19 protein-coding genes and 2 pseudogenes are annotated in these 18,049 nt (G+C 41.5%); 14 read left to right on the forward strand and 7 right to left on the reverse strand.

Annotated features, from left to right (window positions below):
* Positions 1–585, forward strand: coding sequence for a TetR/AcrR family transcriptional regulator (locus MYB54_RS08960; RefSeq protein WP_248721826.1), 585 nt, complete (start codon positions 1–3; stop codon positions 583–585).
* 533 nt (positions 586–1,118) lie between these two features.
* Here MYB54_RS08960 and MYB54_RS08965 read toward each other — a convergent pair.
* Positions 1,119–2,269, reverse strand: a protein-coding gene (locus tag MYB54_RS08965) for an IS3 family transposase (RefSeq protein WP_226294051.1) whose coding sequence is annotated in 2 segments (ribosomal slippage) — positions 1,119–2,011 and positions 2,011–2,269 — 1,152 coding nt in all. Because the reading frame shifts where the segments join, the coding sequence is not laid out codon by codon here.
* A 99-nt stretch (positions 2,270–2,368) separates the two neighbouring features.
* On the opposite strand from MYB54_RS08965, the gene MYB54_RS08970 reads away from it, so the two are divergent.
* Together MYB54_RS08970 and MYB54_RS08975 are read left to right on the forward strand one after the other, a co-directional pair.
* Entirely contained in the window at positions 2,369–3,139 is a 771-nt protein-coding gene (locus tag MYB54_RS08970; protein ID WP_248721961.1) for a DMT family transporter, read from the forward strand.
* Positions 3,140–3,249: 110 nt separating this feature from the next.
* Positions 3,250–3,498, forward strand: coding sequence for a DsbA family protein (locus tag MYB54_RS08975; protein ID WP_226293977.1), 249 nt, complete (start codon positions 3,250–3,252; stop codon positions 3,496–3,498).
* Positions 3,499–3,509: 11 nt separating this feature from the next.
* On the opposite strand, the gene MYB54_RS08980 is transcribed toward MYB54_RS08975, so the two are convergent.
* Positions 3,510–4,621 (reverse strand): IS3 family transposase gene (locus MYB54_RS08980; RefSeq protein ID WP_226293998.1). Its coding sequence is split into 2 segments (ribosomal slippage): positions 3,510–4,360 and positions 4,360–4,621, totalling 1,113 coding nucleotides; the frame shifts between segments, so codons are not numbered across the junction.
* Positions 4,622–4,700: 79 nt separating this feature from the next.
* Between MYB54_RS08980 and MYB54_RS08985 the strand changes: the two are divergent.
* The 4 genes and pseudogenes from MYB54_RS08985 to MYB54_RS09000 all read left to right on the forward strand — a co-directional run.
* A pseudogene (locus tag MYB54_RS08985) lies at positions 4,701–5,189 on the forward strand (tyrosine-type recombinase/integrase); the annotation flags it as partial.
* A gap of 2 nt (positions 5,190–5,191) precedes the next feature.
* A complete protein-coding gene (locus MYB54_RS08990; protein WP_226293979.1) occupies positions 5,192–5,836 on the forward strand; it encodes a hypothetical protein in 645 nt (214 codons plus the stop codon).
* Positions 5,837–5,838: 2 nt separating this feature from the next.
* Positions 5,839–7,818, forward strand: coding sequence for an ATP-dependent nuclease (locus MYB54_RS08995; RefSeq protein ID WP_226293980.1), 1,980 nt, complete (start codon positions 5,839–5,841; stop codon positions 7,816–7,818).
* Positions 7,818–9,665, forward strand: coding sequence for a UvrD-helicase domain-containing protein (locus MYB54_RS09000; protein ID WP_226293983.1), 1,848 nt, complete (start codon positions 7,818–7,820; stop codon positions 9,663–9,665). Before MYB54_RS08995 ends, MYB54_RS09000 begins: the two co-directional genes overlap by 1 nt.
* Before the next feature lie 32 nt (positions 9,666–9,697).
* On the opposite strand, the gene MYB54_RS09005 is transcribed toward MYB54_RS09000, so the two are convergent.
* Both MYB54_RS09005 and MYB54_RS09010 read right to left on the reverse strand, forming a co-directional pair.
* The gene (locus MYB54_RS09005; protein ID WP_226293985.1) at positions 9,698–10,273 is read right to left on the reverse strand and encodes a hypothetical protein; all 576 of its coding nucleotides are present in this window, start codon (positions 10,271–10,273) and stop codon (positions 9,698–9,700) included.
* Between the two features lie 362 nt (positions 10,274–10,635).
* Positions 10,636–10,905 (reverse strand): annotated as a pseudogene (locus tag MYB54_RS09010) (hypothetical protein); the annotation flags it as partial.
* Positions 10,906–11,285: 380 nt separating this feature from the next.
* Between MYB54_RS09010 and MYB54_RS09015 the strand changes: the two are divergent.
* Genes MYB54_RS09015 through MYB54_RS09025 form a run of 3 tightly spaced genes read left to right on the forward strand, consistent with a single transcriptional unit; the run spans position 11,286 to position 12,554 of the window.
* The gene (locus MYB54_RS09015) at positions 11,286–11,540 is read left to right on the forward strand and encodes a hypothetical protein (protein WP_137380064.1); all 255 of its coding nucleotides are present in this window, start codon (positions 11,286–11,288) and stop codon (positions 11,538–11,540) included.
* Between the two features lie 11 nt (positions 11,541–11,551).
* The gene (locus tag MYB54_RS09020) at positions 11,552–11,809 is read left to right on the forward strand and encodes a hypothetical protein (protein ID WP_137380063.1); all 258 of its coding nucleotides are present in this window, start codon (positions 11,552–11,554) and stop codon (positions 11,807–11,809) included.
* Positions 11,796–12,554, forward strand: coding sequence for a hypothetical protein (locus MYB54_RS09025; protein ID WP_226293987.1), 759 nt, complete (start codon positions 11,796–11,798; stop codon positions 12,552–12,554). The genes MYB54_RS09020 and MYB54_RS09025 overlap by 14 nt, the downstream gene beginning before the upstream one ends.
* Before the next feature lie 183 nt (positions 12,555–12,737).
* Here MYB54_RS09025 and MYB54_RS09030 read toward each other — a convergent pair whose 3' ends face one another.
* The 3 genes from MYB54_RS09030 to MYB54_RS09040 form a co-directional block, all read right to left on the reverse strand.
* On the reverse strand, positions 12,738–12,950 hold the full coding sequence (locus MYB54_RS09030; RefSeq protein WP_226293989.1) for a hypothetical protein: 213 nt from the start codon (positions 12,948–12,950) through the stop codon (positions 12,738–12,740).
* Complete coding sequence (locus tag MYB54_RS09035) at positions 12,917–13,654, reverse strand: DUF4760 domain-containing protein (protein ID WP_226293991.1); 738 nt, start codon at positions 13,652–13,654, stop codon at positions 12,917–12,919. Before MYB54_RS09035 ends, MYB54_RS09030 begins: the two co-directional genes overlap by 34 nt.
* Positions 13,655–13,893: 239 nt before the next feature.
* Positions 13,894–14,499, reverse strand: coding sequence for an OsmC family protein (locus MYB54_RS09040; RefSeq protein ID WP_226293992.1), 606 nt, complete (start codon positions 14,497–14,499; stop codon positions 13,894–13,896).
* A gap of 87 nt (positions 14,500–14,586) precedes the next feature.
* Here MYB54_RS09040 and MYB54_RS09045 point away from each other — a divergent pair, with 87 nt between their 5' ends.
* The 4 genes from MYB54_RS09045 to MYB54_RS09060 all read left to right on the forward strand — a co-directional run bounded on the left by MYB54_RS09045 (position 14,587) and on the right by MYB54_RS09060 (position 18,039).
* The gene (locus tag MYB54_RS09045) at positions 14,587–15,579 is read left to right on the forward strand and encodes a GlxA family transcriptional regulator (protein ID WP_226293994.1); all 993 of its coding nucleotides are present in this window, start codon (positions 14,587–14,589) and stop codon (positions 15,577–15,579) included.
* Positions 15,580–15,808: 229 nt separating this feature from the next.
* Positions 15,809–16,267, forward strand: a complete 459-nt coding sequence (locus MYB54_RS09050) for a cation diffusion facilitator family transporter (RefSeq protein ID WP_457770645.1) — start codon at positions 15,809–15,811, stop codon at positions 16,265–16,267.
* A gap of 28 nt (positions 16,268–16,295) precedes the next feature.
* Positions 16,296–17,446 (forward strand): IS3 family transposase gene (locus MYB54_RS09055; protein WP_226294051.1). Its coding sequence is split into 2 segments (ribosomal slippage): positions 16,296–16,554 and positions 16,554–17,446, totalling 1,152 coding nucleotides; the frame shifts between segments, so codons are not numbered across the junction.
* A 38-nt stretch (positions 17,447–17,484) separates the two neighbouring features.
* Positions 17,485–18,039: a cation diffusion facilitator family transporter gene (locus MYB54_RS09060; RefSeq protein ID WP_248721827.1), complete on the forward strand. Its 555-nt coding sequence runs from the start codon at positions 17,485–17,487 to the stop codon at positions 18,037–18,039.
* Positions 18,040–18,049 lie beyond the last annotated feature (10 nt).

The following is an 18,049-nucleotide window of genomic DNA, read 5'->3' on the forward strand; positions in this document are numbered from 1 at the left end:
ATGTCCCTGTTGACTCGTGACAGGCTTCTGAACGAGGCCAACCTGCTGATGCGTATGCGTGGTTATTCGGCTTTTAGTTACGCCGACTTGTCCAAAAAAATCGGTATTACCAAAGCGAGTATCCATCATCATTTCGCGACCAAGGATATCCTTGGTGAAGCCGTGGTAGCTAGGGCTATTGAAGAAAGTAGCGTGGTGTTTTCGAGTATTGAGAGCAAGTCTGCGTCGGTTCGTGATCGTCTGACAGACTATGTGGAAATTTTTGCTGAAGGCTATCGCACGTACCTGTTACCACTGTGCTGTGCACTCTCGGCCGATCTGGCTAATCTGCCTGACAATATCAAGTTACAGGCGACTTCCTACTTCGATTTCCAGATTAACTGGCTGACTCGGATTATTTCTGTGGGGATCACCTCCGGTGAAGTATCACAATCACTTGATCCCGATAGAACGGCACTCATCATACTGAATATCTGTGAAGGGGCCAGTGTCGTGGCTCGGGCTACGCACAAAGCGAATATTTTCGAGGACAGCCTAGAGCAAATCCTTTTTATATTAACAGCTAATGGAGCCTACACTGCTTGACCGGAATGAGTATCGTAGTGACCTGTTCAAACGCATTACGGTAGTCTGAAAAACCTGTCACAGCATTAATTTGTTTAAGTACGTTCCCGTCAGGATGCATGATGCGGGTTGGCAGACCCCGGTTTCATAACGAATTGAAAGCTCTGGTGATATATACCAGTACTGATGTATTTGGTGCTAAGAGTCTCATCCAGACCGGCCTAAACTCCTTAAATATGCACGCGCTGGCGCGAGTGGTGCGTATTTAGGGTATGAAAACGAGCGACGTCTACGCTTTCTTTCCACTTTCCAGTCAACCTCACGGAGATTATCTTCGTTGTAGTTTTTCTATTCGACTTCAATCACATTCTTACTGAATCATAAAAGGTGGGGCTATCGATTTTCGTTGTTGTATTGATAGGCTACCATCTAGTAGGTATATTTGGTTTGTGTTTCAATGTGGAGTTAGCTCAATGCCCAGTCGTTCGATGGTTTTTCAGGTGATAATTGTCATGACGGCGTTTTGATCCTACCCACGTAATGTGGACACAGCCTTAAGCGAGGTTCTTGTTTTCAAATTGTTCCGGGCTGAGACCACCACAAGCACTGTGGCGTCGCCACCGATTGTAATCACACTCGATATAATTAAACACCGTTGTTCGCATTATTTCCCGGCTGATAAAGCGTTCCCCGTGGATGCATTCCACTTTCAGTGAATGGAAAAAGCTTTCCACACAGGCATTATCGTAGCAACAACCCTTTGCACTCATGCTGCCATGCAGATTATGCCGTTTCAGCAGAGTCTGGTAATCCGCTGAACAGTACTGTCCGCCACGGTCGGTGTGGACAATAACGTTTTTCGGTCGCTTACGACGCCAGAGCGCCATCTGTAACGCATCGCAGGCCAGTTGTGCCGTCATTCGTGACGACATCGACCAGCCAATAACGGCTCGTGACCACAGGTCAATGACCACTGCGAGATACAGCCAGCCCTCGTCCGTGCGAAGATACGTGATGTCGCCTGCCCACTTCTGGTTCGGGCCGCTGGCGATGAAGTCCTGCTTCAGCAGGTTTTCCGATACCGGCAGACCATGTTCACGGTAGCTGACCGGACTGAATTTACGGCTGGCTTTCGCCCGCAACCCCTGACGGCGCAGGCTCGCAGCGATGGTTTTGATGTTGTACTCCGGCAACTCATCAGCAAGACGCGGTGCACCATAGCGCTGTTTTGCCCCAGCGAATGCCTTACGGACAGCCTCATCGCAAATGAGCCGGAAATGCTGGCGCGGGGTTATCTGACAACGACGCCTGTGCCAGACATACCAGCCGCTGCGGGCAACCTGAAGCACCCGACACAGGGTTTTGATGCTGAACTCTGCCTGATGCTTTTCGATAAAGACATACTTCATTTCAGGCGCTTCGCGAAGTATGTCGCGGCCTTTTGGAGAATAGCCAGTTCTTCATCGCGCTCCGCCAGTTGGCGCTTCAGGCGCGCATTTTCGGCAGCCAGTTCATTCTCTCGCTCTGATGAGTTCATCTGTTGCTGTTGTTTACTCCGCCAGTTGTAGAGCTGGGATTCATACAGGCTGAGTTCACGGGCAGCAGCAGCGATTCCAATACGCTCGGCCAGTTTAAGGGCTTCATCGCGAAATTCGGGCGTGTACTGTTTGCGGGGCGTTTTACTGGTTGGTACTGGTTTTGTCATGAGTAATCACCTCTGGTTGAGAGTTTACTCACTTAGTCGCGTGTCCACTATTGCTGGGTAGGATCATTTGCTGCCAACTCAGTATTATGTCGTCTTGCCCTGAAAGGAGGCCATATTGATCCTGTCAGCTTCAGTAATCTTCGTCTCATTAGCGGCGCTCTTGTGCTGCTTCCTTTCTTGCGGCGCAAAGTAGGTCATGTTCATTCTCGTTTGAATGTAATTAACAGTTTTCTGTTGATGATATATGCCGTCTTTTTTTCCGTTGCTTATATTCAGTTGGATACAGGAACCGGTGCTCTCCTGCTTTTTGGTGTGGTGCAGTTAACCATGGTGATTTACGGTCTCCTGCGGGGAGAGAAATTCACTATTGCGAGGGCAGTAGGATTGACACTGGCGCTTGTCGGTATGGCTTTGCTTTTACTCCCCGGAGCAAGCAGCGCTCCGCCACTTGCCAGCGCCGTTTTAATGGGGGTATCGGGCCTTGCCTGGGCAGCCTATTCAATCAGGGGTCGTTCAACAGTTTCCCCGGCACAAGCCACTGCCAAAAACTTCATGCTTGCAGTGCCGTTTTCTCTTCTTATTGCCTATTTTTTTGGCGTTTCTATCCGTGCCGACTTTACTGGTGCTGGTCTGGCTATTTTGTCTGGAGCTGTCGCATCTGCCGGGGCCTATGTCCTCTGGTACGCACTGTTGCCACGAATAGAGTCAGTTACTGCCAGTGCAGTTCAACTGAGTGTGCCCTGTATCGCCATGCTCGGAGGTGTTCTATTTCTAGGAGAGGCACTTACTTGGAGAATGAGCATAGCCATGATCGCTGTACTTTCTGGAATAGGGCTGGTCATACGGCCTGCATGTGCAGATAACAAATAATCTGGCTGTTGGTTATTCCATTAGCTGGTTTGTGATCTCTAAAACTTTCTATTCCTGTTAATACAGAGGAAATTTTCAGCCAGTGTACTACCAATTAATCAGAGGTATTTATGAAAGAGCTGCACCCTACTATTGAAATTGATGTCTGGTCCGATCTTGTCTGTCCATGGTGCTGGATCGCTAAAAAACGTTTTGAAAAGGGACTGGCAGCATTTGAGCACAAGGACAAGATTATTGTCCGGCATCACAGCTTTCGGATTGCAGACAACAAGGTACCTCTATCTTATAAAGAAGCACTAAAGCATAAGTTGGGTGGTCTGCAGCAGGCGGAAATTATGATGTCTCAGGTTGCGGTGTAAGCATACCTGTTTTAGTTCCACACACTTTTTGATATTTCCGGTTTCTCGGCCATCAGCCGGTATTCTTCCGGCGTCAGGTTATTCAGGGATTCATGAGGCCGCTCGCTGTTGTATTCCGTCACCCAGCGTTCCGTGATTTCCCGTGCTTCGTTCAACGTTCTGAACAGGTAAAAATCCAGGATTTCTGTCCGGTACGTCCGGTTAAACCGTTCAATAAAGGCGTTCTGCGTTGGCTTACCTGGCTTGATAAATTCCAGCGTCACACCGTGGTCTTCAGCCCATTGTGCCAGCGCCAGTGATATTAGCTCTGGCCCGTTATCCATCCGCATTTTCAGCGGATATCCACGGTTTGCTACTATCCTGTCCAGTACCCGAACGACCCGCTGAGCCGGGATATTCAGGTCAATTTCTATCGCCAAAGCCTCGCGGTTAAAATCATCCACGACGTTGAGAGTCCGAAAACGTCGCCCACATGTCAGTGCATCGTGCATAAAATCAATCGACCAGCTCTGGTTGAGTGCTTCCGGCGTGGCCAGCGGAGCCGGATTTCGCACCGGCAGACGTTGTTTACCCTTACGCCGAAAATTCAGTTTCAACAGGCGGTAAATCCGGTGTACCCGCTTGTGATTCCAGACATGCCCCTGCCTGCGAAGCACCTGAAAAAGCTTCTTAAAGCCGTAGCGGGGATAGCGTTCAGCCAGTTCAATCAAAGCCTGGATCACCGGTTCATCACGTCGCGTGTCCGGTTGATAGCGAAAAACCGTCCTGCTCAGCGATAACGTCCTGCATGCCTGGCGTATGCTCATCGTAAACTGCACGGTCAGATAGCTGACGAGCTCACGTTTTATCGCTGGTTTTAAAGCTTTTTTTCGATGACATCTTTCAGCGCCCGGCATTCCAGACTCAGGTCGGCAAACATCTGCTTCAGGCGGCGATTTTCGTCCTCTAGGTCTTTCATCTTTTTGATATCAGAGGCTTCCATCCCACCAAACTTCGCTTTCCAGTTGTAGTACGAGGCTTCGGATATTCCCGCTTCGCGACAGACATCTTTGACGGTACGTCCGGCTTCGACGGACTTCAGAACGGCAATGATCTGGTGTTCGGTGAATCGGGCTTTGCGCAGGTGATCTCCTCAAAGGACATAGTCAGTATGTCGGAAGATCTCTAAAAGTGAATGGTCCGTTTTGCGGGGATACTTACAGAGTAACAGAACTATCCGTTTTTACGACACTAAGAATCGAAACGATCACGAGCTTCCGATTTGTGATGCTGTCAAAAGAATTTTGGAAGATCGAAGAGACATTGTTCAGGAAACAGAAACTCGTCCAGAAAGACTGAAGTGGGTTTTCCCTGCTCGTTCTAAAAGAAGCAAAATCGGGCATTACTCTGACAGTAAAAGTTTGCGGGAATACTTGTGCCAAGAGGCGGGAATCCTGAAGCTTGGTATGCATGATCTACGAAGGACATTTGGTAGGGTTGCTGAAGAACTTGTTTCATATGCCGTCGTTAAGAGACTGCTCAATCACAGAAATACAACAGATCCAACCGAAAGGTATGCAGAACCTGATCAAGAACGGATTTTTTAAGCATTACAAAGGATTGAGTTGCATATGCTAATGACTGCTCCTAAATTATACAATGTACTACTTGCTTCGGCTAAGTATCCTCCATTACCTGAAACGAGGGAGTGAAGATGAGTGTGGTGGAAGTTTTGCGGGAGTATTCAGAGGTATGGAAACTATTTGGTCAAATGCCTGATTCTGCCACTGTAAATAGTGAGCTTGCTTCTGTCTTTCTTGGCATAAGCATCAAAACCCTTGCCCGATATAGACAAAATGGGGGAGGCCCACCTTATATCCAGTACCAAGCAGAAGATACGAAAGCGAGAAATCAGCGGGTACTCTACGTGTTAGGTGATCTGCGAGTTTGGAGAGATATCCATAAAGTAAGTAGTTCAATGCATGGTGCTCAGGTTCGTGGTTTGGCTTTTACATCATTGACCGATTTTATAGAAGAACATCCTTTTATTGTTAAAAATAAAATCATCCAAAAAAGGAAAATAAAAAGGTTAGGAGTTATAGATTCAGATACTGACATATACGATGATGTCATCTTAGGGCATATACTCTGTGTGGAAGAAACAGTTTTAACAAGCCAAATATCTAATAACGACTTGCAAGTTATCTGGATTTCAATTGAAGAGGCTTTGAAAAAACATTGGGGATATAACGATAATAAAAATATATTTTTAGAATGTTTTAAGCTGTGTTCACAAGAAATCATTACAAATGCAGAAGTAATTAGTGATTATAATTTTTTAAAACAGCAATTGAGGTGATAATGAAAATTACACAAATGGAGATCAAAGGCTTTAAGAGCTTTGATAATGTAGGACAAACTATAAATATAAATTCATTTACCAGCTTAATTGGAGGGAATGGAACAGGTAAAACGGCTGTTCTCCTCGCATTGACAAGGATGTTTGGTGTTAAAAGCTCCGATAGAATTATTCAAGTTGATGATTTTTATGTTCCTCCTGGAGATGAAATCGATACTCAAGATGAAAGAGAATTATCAGTTCGTGTAAAATTCGAATTTGCAGACCTAAAAGACGGTGAGGACGATTCGGTTGCAGATTTCTTTAAGCATTTAATTTCAAGTGAAGCAGGAGAGATCCCATTCTGTATAGCAAAATTAAAAGCAAAATGGACAAATACTAATCTTGCTGAAGGCGATATAGAAAGCGATCTGGTATGGGAAATAGGGGAGTCTGAAAAAAATATAACGGCATATGAAAGATCAAAAATTCATGTCCACTATGTCCCTGCTTACCGAGATCCTGCCCAACAACTGAAGCAAACAGCCGGAACCATCATGCACCGTTTGATAAATGCAGTCGAATGGTCTGAACAAATGGGGGCAACAGTTGATGAGGTTGCTGTTTCAATCGGAAATCAGTTCCAAGAAGAAGTAGGAGTCCAGACAATAACATCTTCATTAGGCAGAAATTGGAAATCCCTTTTCACTGGTGGTTACTTCGAAGAACTCCAAATTAAGCCAGTAGTGAATGGTATTGAAGATGTATTAAAACATATCGATACTGTCTTTTTACCCAGCCCAGATACTCAACCTTTACCAACTGAAAGATTGAGTGATGGTATGAAATCATTATTTTATTTATCTTTAGTTAAATCTGCATTTGATATTGAAGATGAGATAATAAATTCTGATGGCAAAAAATTATCGATATCAGTAGAAGCATTAGATCCTCCAAATTTAACGATAATATTAATAGAAGAACCCGAAAACCACCTTTCACCGCAATACTTAGGAAGAATAGTTAAGCTATGTGAAGAGATATCAGAAAATGATCGAGCACAGGTAATATTGACTACACATGCGCCAGCTTTATTGAATAGAGTAGAACCTGAAGATATTCGATATTTCAGATTGCAAGAAAATAAAAATACAATTGTCAAAGAGATCATTTTACCGAGTCAAGTTGGAAATGGTGTTGATACTATTGATACCTTTACATATGTTAAGGAAGCAGTGAAGGCATATCCAGAAATTTATTTTGCAAAAGTTGTCATTCTTGGTGAAGGAGATAGTGAAGAAATAGTTATACCTAAGATAGCTCAAGTGAATGGAATAGAGCTTGATACTTCATTGATAACTTTTGCTCCTTTAGGGGGGCGGTATGTAAATCACTTCTGGAAACTGCTTAATCACCTTTCAATTCCTCATGTGACTCTTCTTGATTATGATTTTAGAAGAGGTGGCGGTGGTTGGGGAAGAATCAAATATGCATTAAACCAACTTATTTCCATTGGCGTGGATAAGGATAAATTGCTTGCATTAAGTGATGGAGTATTGTCTGACCAAGATTTAAAAGAAATGCACACTTGGGATGAAGAGCGAACGGAAGAACTCGCTTGGATAGAATCACTGGTTGAATATAATCTATATTTTTCATACCCATATGATTTAGATTGGCTCATGCTCAATGCTTTCTTTGATGATTACAAGACATTCATCCCTCCAAATGGTGGTCCAAACATTCCTGAAGATGATGATCCTAAATATAACAAGAAAATTAAAGCTGCAGTTGCTGCTGTTCTGAAAAAAGAAGAAAACGAAATTAATGTTGATGACTTCGATGATTATGAAAAATATTTTTGGTATCGTTATTTGTTTTTAGGTAGAGGGAAACCATTATCGCATAATTATGTATTATCCAAAATGGACGATGACAGATTAAGAGATAATAGCCCTGAAACACTTAATGAGCTTATCGGAACAGTGAGAGGATTACTTTAATGCCAACAATTAAAGATGTTGATTGGGTTTTAAAGGACATCAAAGAAGTAGAAGACGAGGCTATGAAGGTGATACAAAACAGTATAGCTCATAATCTCGTTCTTGCTGGTCCTGGTGCAGGCAAAACTGAATTATTAGCCCAGAAAGCCTGTTTTTTAATTGAGACAGGAAAATGTAGTAAGAAAAAAATTATCGCATTATCTTTCAAAAAAGATGCGGCAAAAAACTTACAAGATCGAGTAAACTCACGGCTTGATTCAAAATATAGAAATAAATTTGAATCAACCACATTTGATGCATTTTGTAAAAGTATCGTAGATCGGTTTAAAAGCACTATTCCGGAAGCTTATCGCCCATCAGATGACTATGAAATAATATTTCCGAATAATAAAGATTTTGTTGAAGAAGTTAAAAGAGAAGCAGTCGCCTTTGAAGGATTAACATCTGAAGAATTGAATAAATTACAACCTTATAACTTTGAAGAGAATTATATAGTAACCCCTTATGATAAAGCAATAGAACATACTGTTGATGGTAGGATAAGACGTTTTGTGTGGTTACACTTATTAAAACCAAAATCAAGGATCTCGTTCAAGATGATTAATTTTCTTGCTAATTATATTATTAGTAGGAATCGATATTTATCTAATGCTATAAATTCAACATATGACTATGCTTTTATCGATGAGTTTCAGGACACAACATACAGGCAATATGAGATTTTTAAGAGCATTTTCTTGGGTAAGAAAATAAAAATAACGGCAGTCGGTGATACAAAACAAAGAATAATGGGTTGGGCAGGTGCAATGCACAATGCTTTTGATGTGTTTAAAAAAGATTTTGGAATCGAACAACCTAATGAATTAGTTAGCAATAGAAGATCATTAAAAAACCTCATTAATTATCAACGCATGATGGAAGCTTTCATGAATCATGCTGATATAAAGCCTGATATGATGTTGATTAAAAATGAAGGTTCAGCTAAGTTACTACAATTTGACGAAAGTAGTATTGAAGGGGCATATATAGCATTATGTATCCAGCAATGGATTGCTGAAGGGGTAAATGAAAGAGATATATGCATACTGCTAAGAAACCCGGCTAAACAATATACAGACGATATCATTTCAGCATTGCAATATTTGAAAATACAATGTCGCCTTGAGAACGAGTATCAGGATCTGTTAAATGAAGCTGTAGTACAGTTACTTTTACAAATGCTAATGTTTGTCTGTAATAGGAAATCCATAGAAAGCTGGGCCACTACAATGGAGCTTCTATGTAATATAAGAGGAGTAAGTAAAAGAGGTGATGTTACACGGTTAGAAAAAGAACTTAGCCAGTTTATTAAATCTCATCGGGTAATTAAAGAAGAAATTTTCGATTATTTGTATTCATTATTAAGTATATTTGGTGTCGATAAAATAAAGTCTTACTTTCCGCAGTATATGAGTGGGAATGGTTTAGAATATAGCATAGAATTACTTTCTCGCCACCTCGATAAGTTAGATGTAAAAGAAAACACATCAGAAGCCGTTGATTTATTACTTGGCAATAAAACGATACCTCTTATGACCATCCATAAAAGTAAAGGGTTAGAGTTCAGGAAGGTCATCGTTGTGGGTCTTGAACCTGGTGCCTATTTTGGTAAAGAAGAAGAGCAAATAGAAAATCAAAAAACAGTCTTTGTGGCATTTTCAAGAGCCATTGAAGAAGTATTAATGACTCGTTGTAAAATAAGAAACAATAGTTATGGCAGGTCTTTCAAGCAGAATTGTAATGAAATACCGTTAATAACAAACATGATAACTTATTGTGGTATCGAGGCTGAAGATTATCAAGGTTGAAAAATGATGGCGATTTCAGATCGCCATCATTTTTATTTTGTTTTTTGCATAGTAAAATTGAAATTGCCTCCGATTTCGTTAATAACCTCCAATGTTAACTGGCTTTTTGAAGATTTTATTATTTTATAGGATTGGTTTTTCCCATCTGCCATATTCTCCTCAATAGTTGGTAACTTTTTATTTTTTATCACCTCTATTTTCAATGGATCAAGATCTTCGTTATTTAAAGCCAGCTTCATAGGTTTTGTTTTTAGGCTATTTAATGATGTAATTAACTCATTATCATATAGTTCCCAATCACCAGCACCATCAGAAAGATAGTCTATTAATATATGGTCACCTGGAGCATAAGAGTCAATAGAGATACTGCCATGAAAGTTGTATTTTCCATTAGAGAAGAAGGTCGTTTTGCCATTAACCCTAACGGTATTACCTTTTACAGTGTAAGAGTAATCAGATTGCCAGCTTCCTACAATACTGTCATATCGCTGAGTAGAAGGGGAGGCCGGGTTGTAGTACGCATAGATTGTGAATGCTGTCGCAATAATCCCACATAAAGAACCTATAACTCCTATTATCTTTAAAATTGCAGAGGTTTTTCGTCCCATGAAACATTACTCATATAATATAGATCGTTAGATGAGTAATTTTATCATCATATAGTTGTCATTAACATAGTTGGTTAAGTTTCCGTACACCGTACATTTAAATATTTGCTAATTTCTTATTCGTGCTTTACAAAATAAATTACACTTTTCTATTATCCATTTTATATCAATGAGTTACTAACTAAGGTGAATATATGGCCGATTCGTTATTGGAGCCGCAATTAATAAGGTTGTTGAAAATAATGGAAAATAAATTTGTAACTTGCTAAAAAATTATGTTACCTATAAATAAAAATTAAATTATGGGGTAACAATGAAGAGTGAATATTTAGTTAAAAAGATAATGACGAAAGGGGGAGAAAGATTTTAAGAGCAATACGGTTTAGCTTCTGATTGATCTCACCTAGGGTCTTCCAGGTATCGATGTTTACAGGAGGCACAACCGTTGGCAGCTTCTGTAACGAAGCCATTCGTAACCATTCGCCTTTTGCATAATCTCCTCTCAATGTGTTTAGTTTTCTCAATTCTGCGTTATTCAGACGAACACTGACACAGTGAGTTTTGAGTGTCTCTGGTATCAGGTTTGAGGATTGTTTTATTTCGGAGGGGATTCTTTTTACAATGCAAGTCATTGATGGGTTTAATTCCATATAAACTCCTTTGTTTTAAATATTTCGCATAATCCTTATGCTATATATTGTTTATATTCTATCGGTTTTAAAAGTAAATATGACGGAATGGTTCTAGGTATTGCTCTAAATTTATTATTTTATGTTGATTTATGGTTTTAATCTCTTTAATTTACCTTAAGGCATTGAAAATATGCTAGTGGAAATTGTTGGTTTTTAATGACTTTGATTGAAAATTCTGATTTGTGTATCTCAGATGATAAATAGTAAAATAAGAAATACCGTGGAATAAGTCAGTAAGGTTAAAGAATGTTGCGGGATGTTAGTTTTTTGTTGTATTCTCTCTTAGTGACATTAATTTTTAAAGATCGAAAAGGAATGACATGGATACCAATGATAAAAAATTAGCTCAGTGTTTGAAAATTAAATTTGGCACAGCACCTGATTGTCCAACACCTGATCAACTTGAGTTGATTAAAAAAGACATTAGAGCATTGTTAGCTAAAGGTCTTGAGCCTACAGTTAACGATTGGTTTGAGGTGGTAAGGAGATACTGTCCTAGAACTGGAAGGTATTCCTATAGCGGAATTGATAACTCAGATTTAACTACACTATTACAATTGGCAACTAAAAAATAGGAACATTTATAATGAGTCTTGATAATTTTAAAAAAGAAATTGAAGTAGCACTGCGGATCAAAAACTGGTCTCCTACAAATTCTCAGTTGGAGGAGATTGCTAAAAGATTAAAAGAGTTTGATGGGGAACCTACACGAGCTAACATCGAAAGCTTAGTTTGTGAAGTCCTGGGGTCTATAAATGTTGCGGGTTTAGAAGGAGTTGATAACTCTGATCTAACTACGTTACTTTTACTTGCAACCAAGACGAACTCAGATGATGACAAATGAGCAAGCAGTTATTGATGCAGAAGCTAAAATTGCACTTTTGAAGCAAAAGTATGTTTCTCATATGACCCCAATAGTTCTTAGGCTGCAGAGCAAAGGAGCAGATCTCTCTCTATCAGAGTTACTTCAGTGTCAGCAATTAGGTGCTGATTATTTTAATTTTGTAGAGTCATTTGTTGGAAGTAGTGGTTTGCTAGGAGCTCATGTTAATGGTAAATGGGTTACTGGTTTTGCTGAAAACTGTCATAGCGTTTTGATGGCTATCATTGTTCATCATAATTTCCTGCGAAGTCATTCTGAGGTTTTGGGAACAAGTATTAACAGACCTGATGAAAATGCTTATGCAAATATGCAAAGGATGACAAAAGAATATCTTCAAAATGAAAGTTGGAAGAAATTAGAAGGGCTTTTTGCCATTAACAATCTTCCCACCTCAGGATTTAAATATGAAGGGGCAAAGGATTTGAAAGAAACTCCAAGATGGCAGCTTGTTACAGGATTATGCGTAGGATTGGTTTTTTCGCTGATAATTTTAGCTCTTGTTGTAATTATCCCTAATCCAACACCTTTCCAGATTTTTACTTTCAGGGGGCTGATTGCCATATCTCTTGCGGCCATCGCAGCAATCATACCGGGGCTTCTGAATGTTGAAACAAGGTTCCAACGTTTTTCTGTAAGAGCAACGGGGGCTATAGCAGTATTTGTACTTATATGGTTAATAAACCCCCCTTCTTTATTGAACAGCTAATAAAGATAAGTAATATTATCTTGATGCTCTAAGGTCTCTTGAAAGAATTATTTTTTTCAGAATGAGTGTTTTATTATTTAATCATATTTCCATTGATGCTCTTTTCAATCGTAGAGCGGAAAAGCAAGGCAACACAGAGAAGCATAGCTTCTCTGTGTTAGCCCTTGCTTTGGTTATAATAAGTCAATCACAGCAATGAGATAAAGCTGTTATAGTGGCTATTCTAATACCGCTGGTTTTATTAGATTGCTCGTATGTTTTTAAAATTATCTCTACGGCTTCATCATTTTTTATATTACCCAAAGCAGATATTAGAGCGATTATTTCTATCTCAGTTGGATACTGCTCTTTATTATAAATGTTCAAAATTTTTGACGTAATTGATATTTTATCCATCTGAATAATCCTTTTTTCTTATTGTGGTAAGTCAATGTTAGATGCATTTTTTTCAAATCACCGATTTCACAATTCAAGCCTAAATCTTTATTTTTTTTATTTTTAAAATGTAAATCGGATGCATTAATTACTAAGTTTTCAATCGTTTTTGAGTTTTTTGTTTCACTTTCAATTAATCGCTTTAACTTCCATCTTTCAGCTAACCATCTGAAATTTAGATAGGCATCACTGTTACCTGGAAGTTTCCTTCTTTGGTCGATATAACCTTCTAATAAGCTATATGCTCGCAAAGCTACGATGTGAAATACATTATATAAATATTCTTCATCCAAAAGTTCTTCTTTAATTGCATGAGCACATTTTTCCCAATTATTGAGAACAAACATGATCGACTTTCCATAATCATTCTCTGAGTCTAAGCCAGCGAAAACCGTTAAATCCATATTTTCTCTTCGGTGTTTTTTAAAGAGAGTATTTAGATTATCTCTATGTGCCTTCAACTCTTTATCATTTTGATAGAAATGCTCAAAATCATAAGATAATTTTTCTTGATGTAATCTTCTTTGTCGCCTATATCCACAATATGCAATAATTGCAGCGGAAAAAGCAATCACAGGAGTTGCTGCTGGTAGGTTTTTAAGAAACCATTCGGAAGACGAAATATGCGATGAGAGTGATTGAGTAGTTAATACAATTAAATTCATTAAAAATTACCCAAAAAAATGCAGGATCTCATCCTGCATTTATAAAATTCGTTTTAGAAAAAATCTACATCTTCAGCTTGTGGATTGTAGGTATTTAAGAGTTTCATATTACTCATCCTCTATTGATTTACTTGCTTGCTTTTACCACCGTGTAGAACGGTTGTCAAGGCAGACTGCTTTATGATGCTGGTGTATTGTAATGCCGTAACTCGTTGAAAAAAGGTTATCGGTTAAGCAATCTACCTTTTTCTATTATACGCCATAATGCACAATTTTTCGAAATATGATGTGAAAGTTGAGAGCTGTGTACTCAGATGTGATAGAAGTATTTTGTATTCCATAAGTATACCCCTGCTTAAACATACATGAAAAAATTTAATATTTACAATTGGTTGGGTGTTTTTTTGAGTTAATACTGCATCACCGGATACTACAATGTGTACCCCAGCATCTTTCAGTAGATTCCCAATCATGCATGATTTGTCTGCGTCCTCTACCAGTGCCTGCGCACTTTTTAATTGCGACTGTGTGGTTTCTTCATTGAGTGCAATTTCCACATTATGCACGATTTTCATGTTCGTTTTTTGTGTGCCAGTTAATTCTGAACGAAGTGTGATACCGGATGCTGGAATGTTGTGGCCTTGTAACATGGTTGCAAGAGTCATTAAATAACATGATGCAGCGGATGCTACCAGCAGATCCTTAGGATTGGCTCCCTTTCCAGTGCCGCCAAAGTGCTGTGGAATAGCTACGGGAAGTTTCATTTCCTCAGATTCGATAATACCTGAACCTTGAGTTAAACCCGTCCAGTCGAGTGTCAACGTTGTTATTATTCCCTCTTTCATACAGTGATAGTTTTCACTACCTAGCTTCTGCTTGAAATGCTAAGGTGACAAGTGTCATTATCGACATAATTACAGGTAATAACGACAATGGATGATGTGTTCACTGAAGAGATTGGGTTGTTGCTTTATCCTGGAGTTCAGCAGGCGGCAGTACTTGGTCTGACGGATCTGTTTTGTGTTGCAAACCAGTTTTCGTCTACCTGCAAGAAGAATAGTGGGAAAATTTTGCGGGTATCGCACTGGCAACAGAAAGAAATCTCCTCTGAGCCGGTGCGTGTTTTTGATACTGGTTCCGAGGAAACTACCTCGGTGATTTCTGCAATGGTCATTCCACCGACACTTACTGATCCCGTAAATGTTAATGTAGCTGACGAAATGACAAATTGGCTTCGTAGCCAACATACCCAGGGAGTGGTTCTGGGGTCTGTGTGTGCAGGCGCATTTTTACTGGCCGCAACGGGCCTTATGGCCGGCCGCCGAATGACCACGCACTGGGTATATGCAGATCTCTTAAAACAATGTTTCCCATCAGTGCTTGTCGATGCAGATCAACTGATCATTGACGATGGGGATATCATCACTGCGGGTGGGCTGATGTCATGGACAGACATGGGACTTAGGCTCGTTGACCGTCTTCTGGGACCAACGATTATGGTCGAAACTGCACGGATGCTGTTAGTTGATCCTCCGGGCCGCGAGCAACGGTATTACAGTGTTTTTTCTCCAATACTGACTCACGGTGATTCTGCTGTTCTCAAAGTGCAGCATTGGTTGCAGGCGACTCAGGCTAAAGATATCAGACTCTCTATACTCGCTGCACATGCTGGTCTTGAAGAGAGAACATTTCTGCGTCGCTTCCAGAAAGCGACTGGGATGACGAGTACGGAATATTGTCAGCGCCTTCGGGTCGGTAGGGCTAGGGAATTGTTGCAGTTTGAGACTGCATCCATTGAGCGTGTTTCATGGGACGTCGGTTATCTCGACCCTGGGGCTTTCCGTAAGGTATTTACTCGGATTGTGGGGCTTTCACCCGGCGAATATCGGCGTCGTTTCAGCGCAGGCTCTAGGGAAACCTTTTGAATACAAAGGAAGGAAAGGTATCAACACATCAGGCGGAAGTTTGCCCGTGCTTATCTTGTTGATGGATAGTTGTCCTATTAGTCAGTGTTCGGGGGGCCGTTTTAGCATTATCTATACATGTCGCTCGATGAGATAAACCTTCCAAAAAAGATACTGTCCAGTATTTTACATAAACATATAAACATATAAACATGTATTTATATGATAATATCAAACGCTGGAGGTTTTTATGTCACATTCTCATTCCAATGAGCACCACAACCATTCGCATGTACCCACCGTCAGTAGTGCAAATGAGCGAAAGGTACTATTGTCTTTCTTCTTTATTTTTTCTTTCATGATTATTGAGGTTATTGGTGGTGTTATGTCGGGTTCACTGGCATTGATTGCTGATGCCGGACATATGCTGACCGATGCCGCAGCGCTTGCGCTGTCTTATACCGCATTCCGTTTTGGACGGCGCATGGCTGATCCAAAGCGAACATATGGGTTCCTGCGAATTGAAGTTATTGCCGGATTCTTTAATGCCATAATTATGTTTTTTATTGTCGCTTGGATTTGTTATGAAGCTTTGAGGCGTTTTCAGGATCCTCAGGAAATTCTTGCTGGCCCCATGCTATGGGTCGCCATTGCAGGGCTGATCGTGAATGTGATCCTACCCAGCAATAGTGGACACGCGACTAAGTGAGTAAACTCTCAACCAGAGGTGATTACTCATGACAAAACCAGTACCAACCAGTAAAACGCCCCGCAAACAGTACACGCCCGAATTTCGCGATGAAGCCCTTAAACTGGCCGAGCGTATTGGAATCGCTGCTGCTGCCCGTGAACTCAGCCTGTATGAATCCCAGCTCTACAACTGGCGGAGTAAACAACAGCAACAGATGAACTCATCAGAGCGAGAGAATGAACTGGCTGCCGAAAATGCGCGCCTGAAGCGCCAACTGGCGGAGCGCGATGAAGAACTGGCTATTCTCCAAAAGGCCGCGACATACTTCGCGAAGCGCCTGAAATGAAGTATGTCTTTATCGAAAAGCATCAGGCAGAGTTCAGCATCAAAACCCTGTGTCGGGTGCTTCAGGTTGCCCGCAGCGGCTGGTATGTCTGGCACAGGCGTCGTTGTCAGATAACCCCGCGCCAGCATTTCCGGCTCATTTGCGATGAGGCTGTCCGTAAGGCATTCGCTGGGGCAAAACAGCGCTATGGTGCACCGCGTCTTGCTGATGAGTTGCCGGAGTACAACATCAAAACCATCGCTGCGAGCCTGCGCCGTCAGGGGTTGCGGGCGAAAGCCAGCCGTAAATTCAGTCCGGTCAGCTACCGTGAACATGGTCTGCCGGTATCGGAAAACCTGCTGAAGCAGGACTTCATCGCCAGCGGCCCGAACCAGAAGTGGGCAGGCGACATCACGTATCTTCGCACGGACGAGGGCTGGCTGTATCTCGCAGTGGTCATTGACCTGTGGTCACGAGCCGTTATTGGCTGGTCGATGTCGTCACGAATGACGGCACAACTGGCCTGCGATGCGTTACAGATGGCGCTCTGGCGTCGTAAGCGACCGAAAAACGTTATTGTCCACACCGACCGTGGCGGACAGTACTGTTCAGCGGATTACCAGACTCTGCTGAAACGGCATAATCTGCATGGCAGCATGAGTGCAAAGGGTTGTTGCTACGATAATGCCTGTGTGGAAAGCTTTTTCCATTCACTGAAAGTGGAATGCATCCACGGGGAACGCTTTATCAGCCGGGAAATAATGCGAACAACGGTGTTTAATTATATCGAGTGTGATTACAATCGGTGGCGACGCCACAGTGCTTGTGGTGGTCTCAGCCCGGAACAATTTGAAAACAAGAACCTCGCTTAAGGCTGTGTCCACATTACGTGGGTAGGATCAATGTGCTTGTGTTCTGGATCCTGACTCGTGGCGACAGTGAACACGTTAATATTAAAGGGGCATCGCTCCATGTTATGGGGGATCTGCTGGGTTCGGTAGGGGCGGTGCTGGCGGCAATTATTATCCATTTCACGGGGTGGACGCCAATAGACCCCATTCTGTCTGTGCTTGTATCATTATTGGTTTTACGTAGTGCGTGGAGACTGTTGACGAAATCATTGCATATTCTTCTTGAGGGAACCCCAGAAGATGCGACTCCAGCAGCGATAGATAAATTTATCTCTGATTCTGTTGCGGGGATCTCCTCCGTTAGCCATATTCATGTCTGGGTGATCACCTCTGGTCGCAGGGCGGCAACCCTGCATATCCGACCACAACAGAATGCGAGCATTCCAGAAGTGACGCAACTGGTTGAAGATGCACTCAAATCTCGATTCAATATTGAGCATGTCACGGTTGCTGTTGACTGGACTGATGAGGTCTCATCGTGCAGTCTTAGCCAGATACCTGCTTCTGTCAGCGGTCACCACGAACATCACCACCATGGGCAACACCAGCACTGAAGAAAACAAG

It is taken from the genome of Pectobacterium nicotianae, assembly GCF_023272715.1.
Taxonomy (GTDB): domain Bacteria; phylum Pseudomonadota; class Gammaproteobacteria; order Enterobacterales; family Enterobacteriaceae; genus Pectobacterium; species Pectobacterium brasiliense.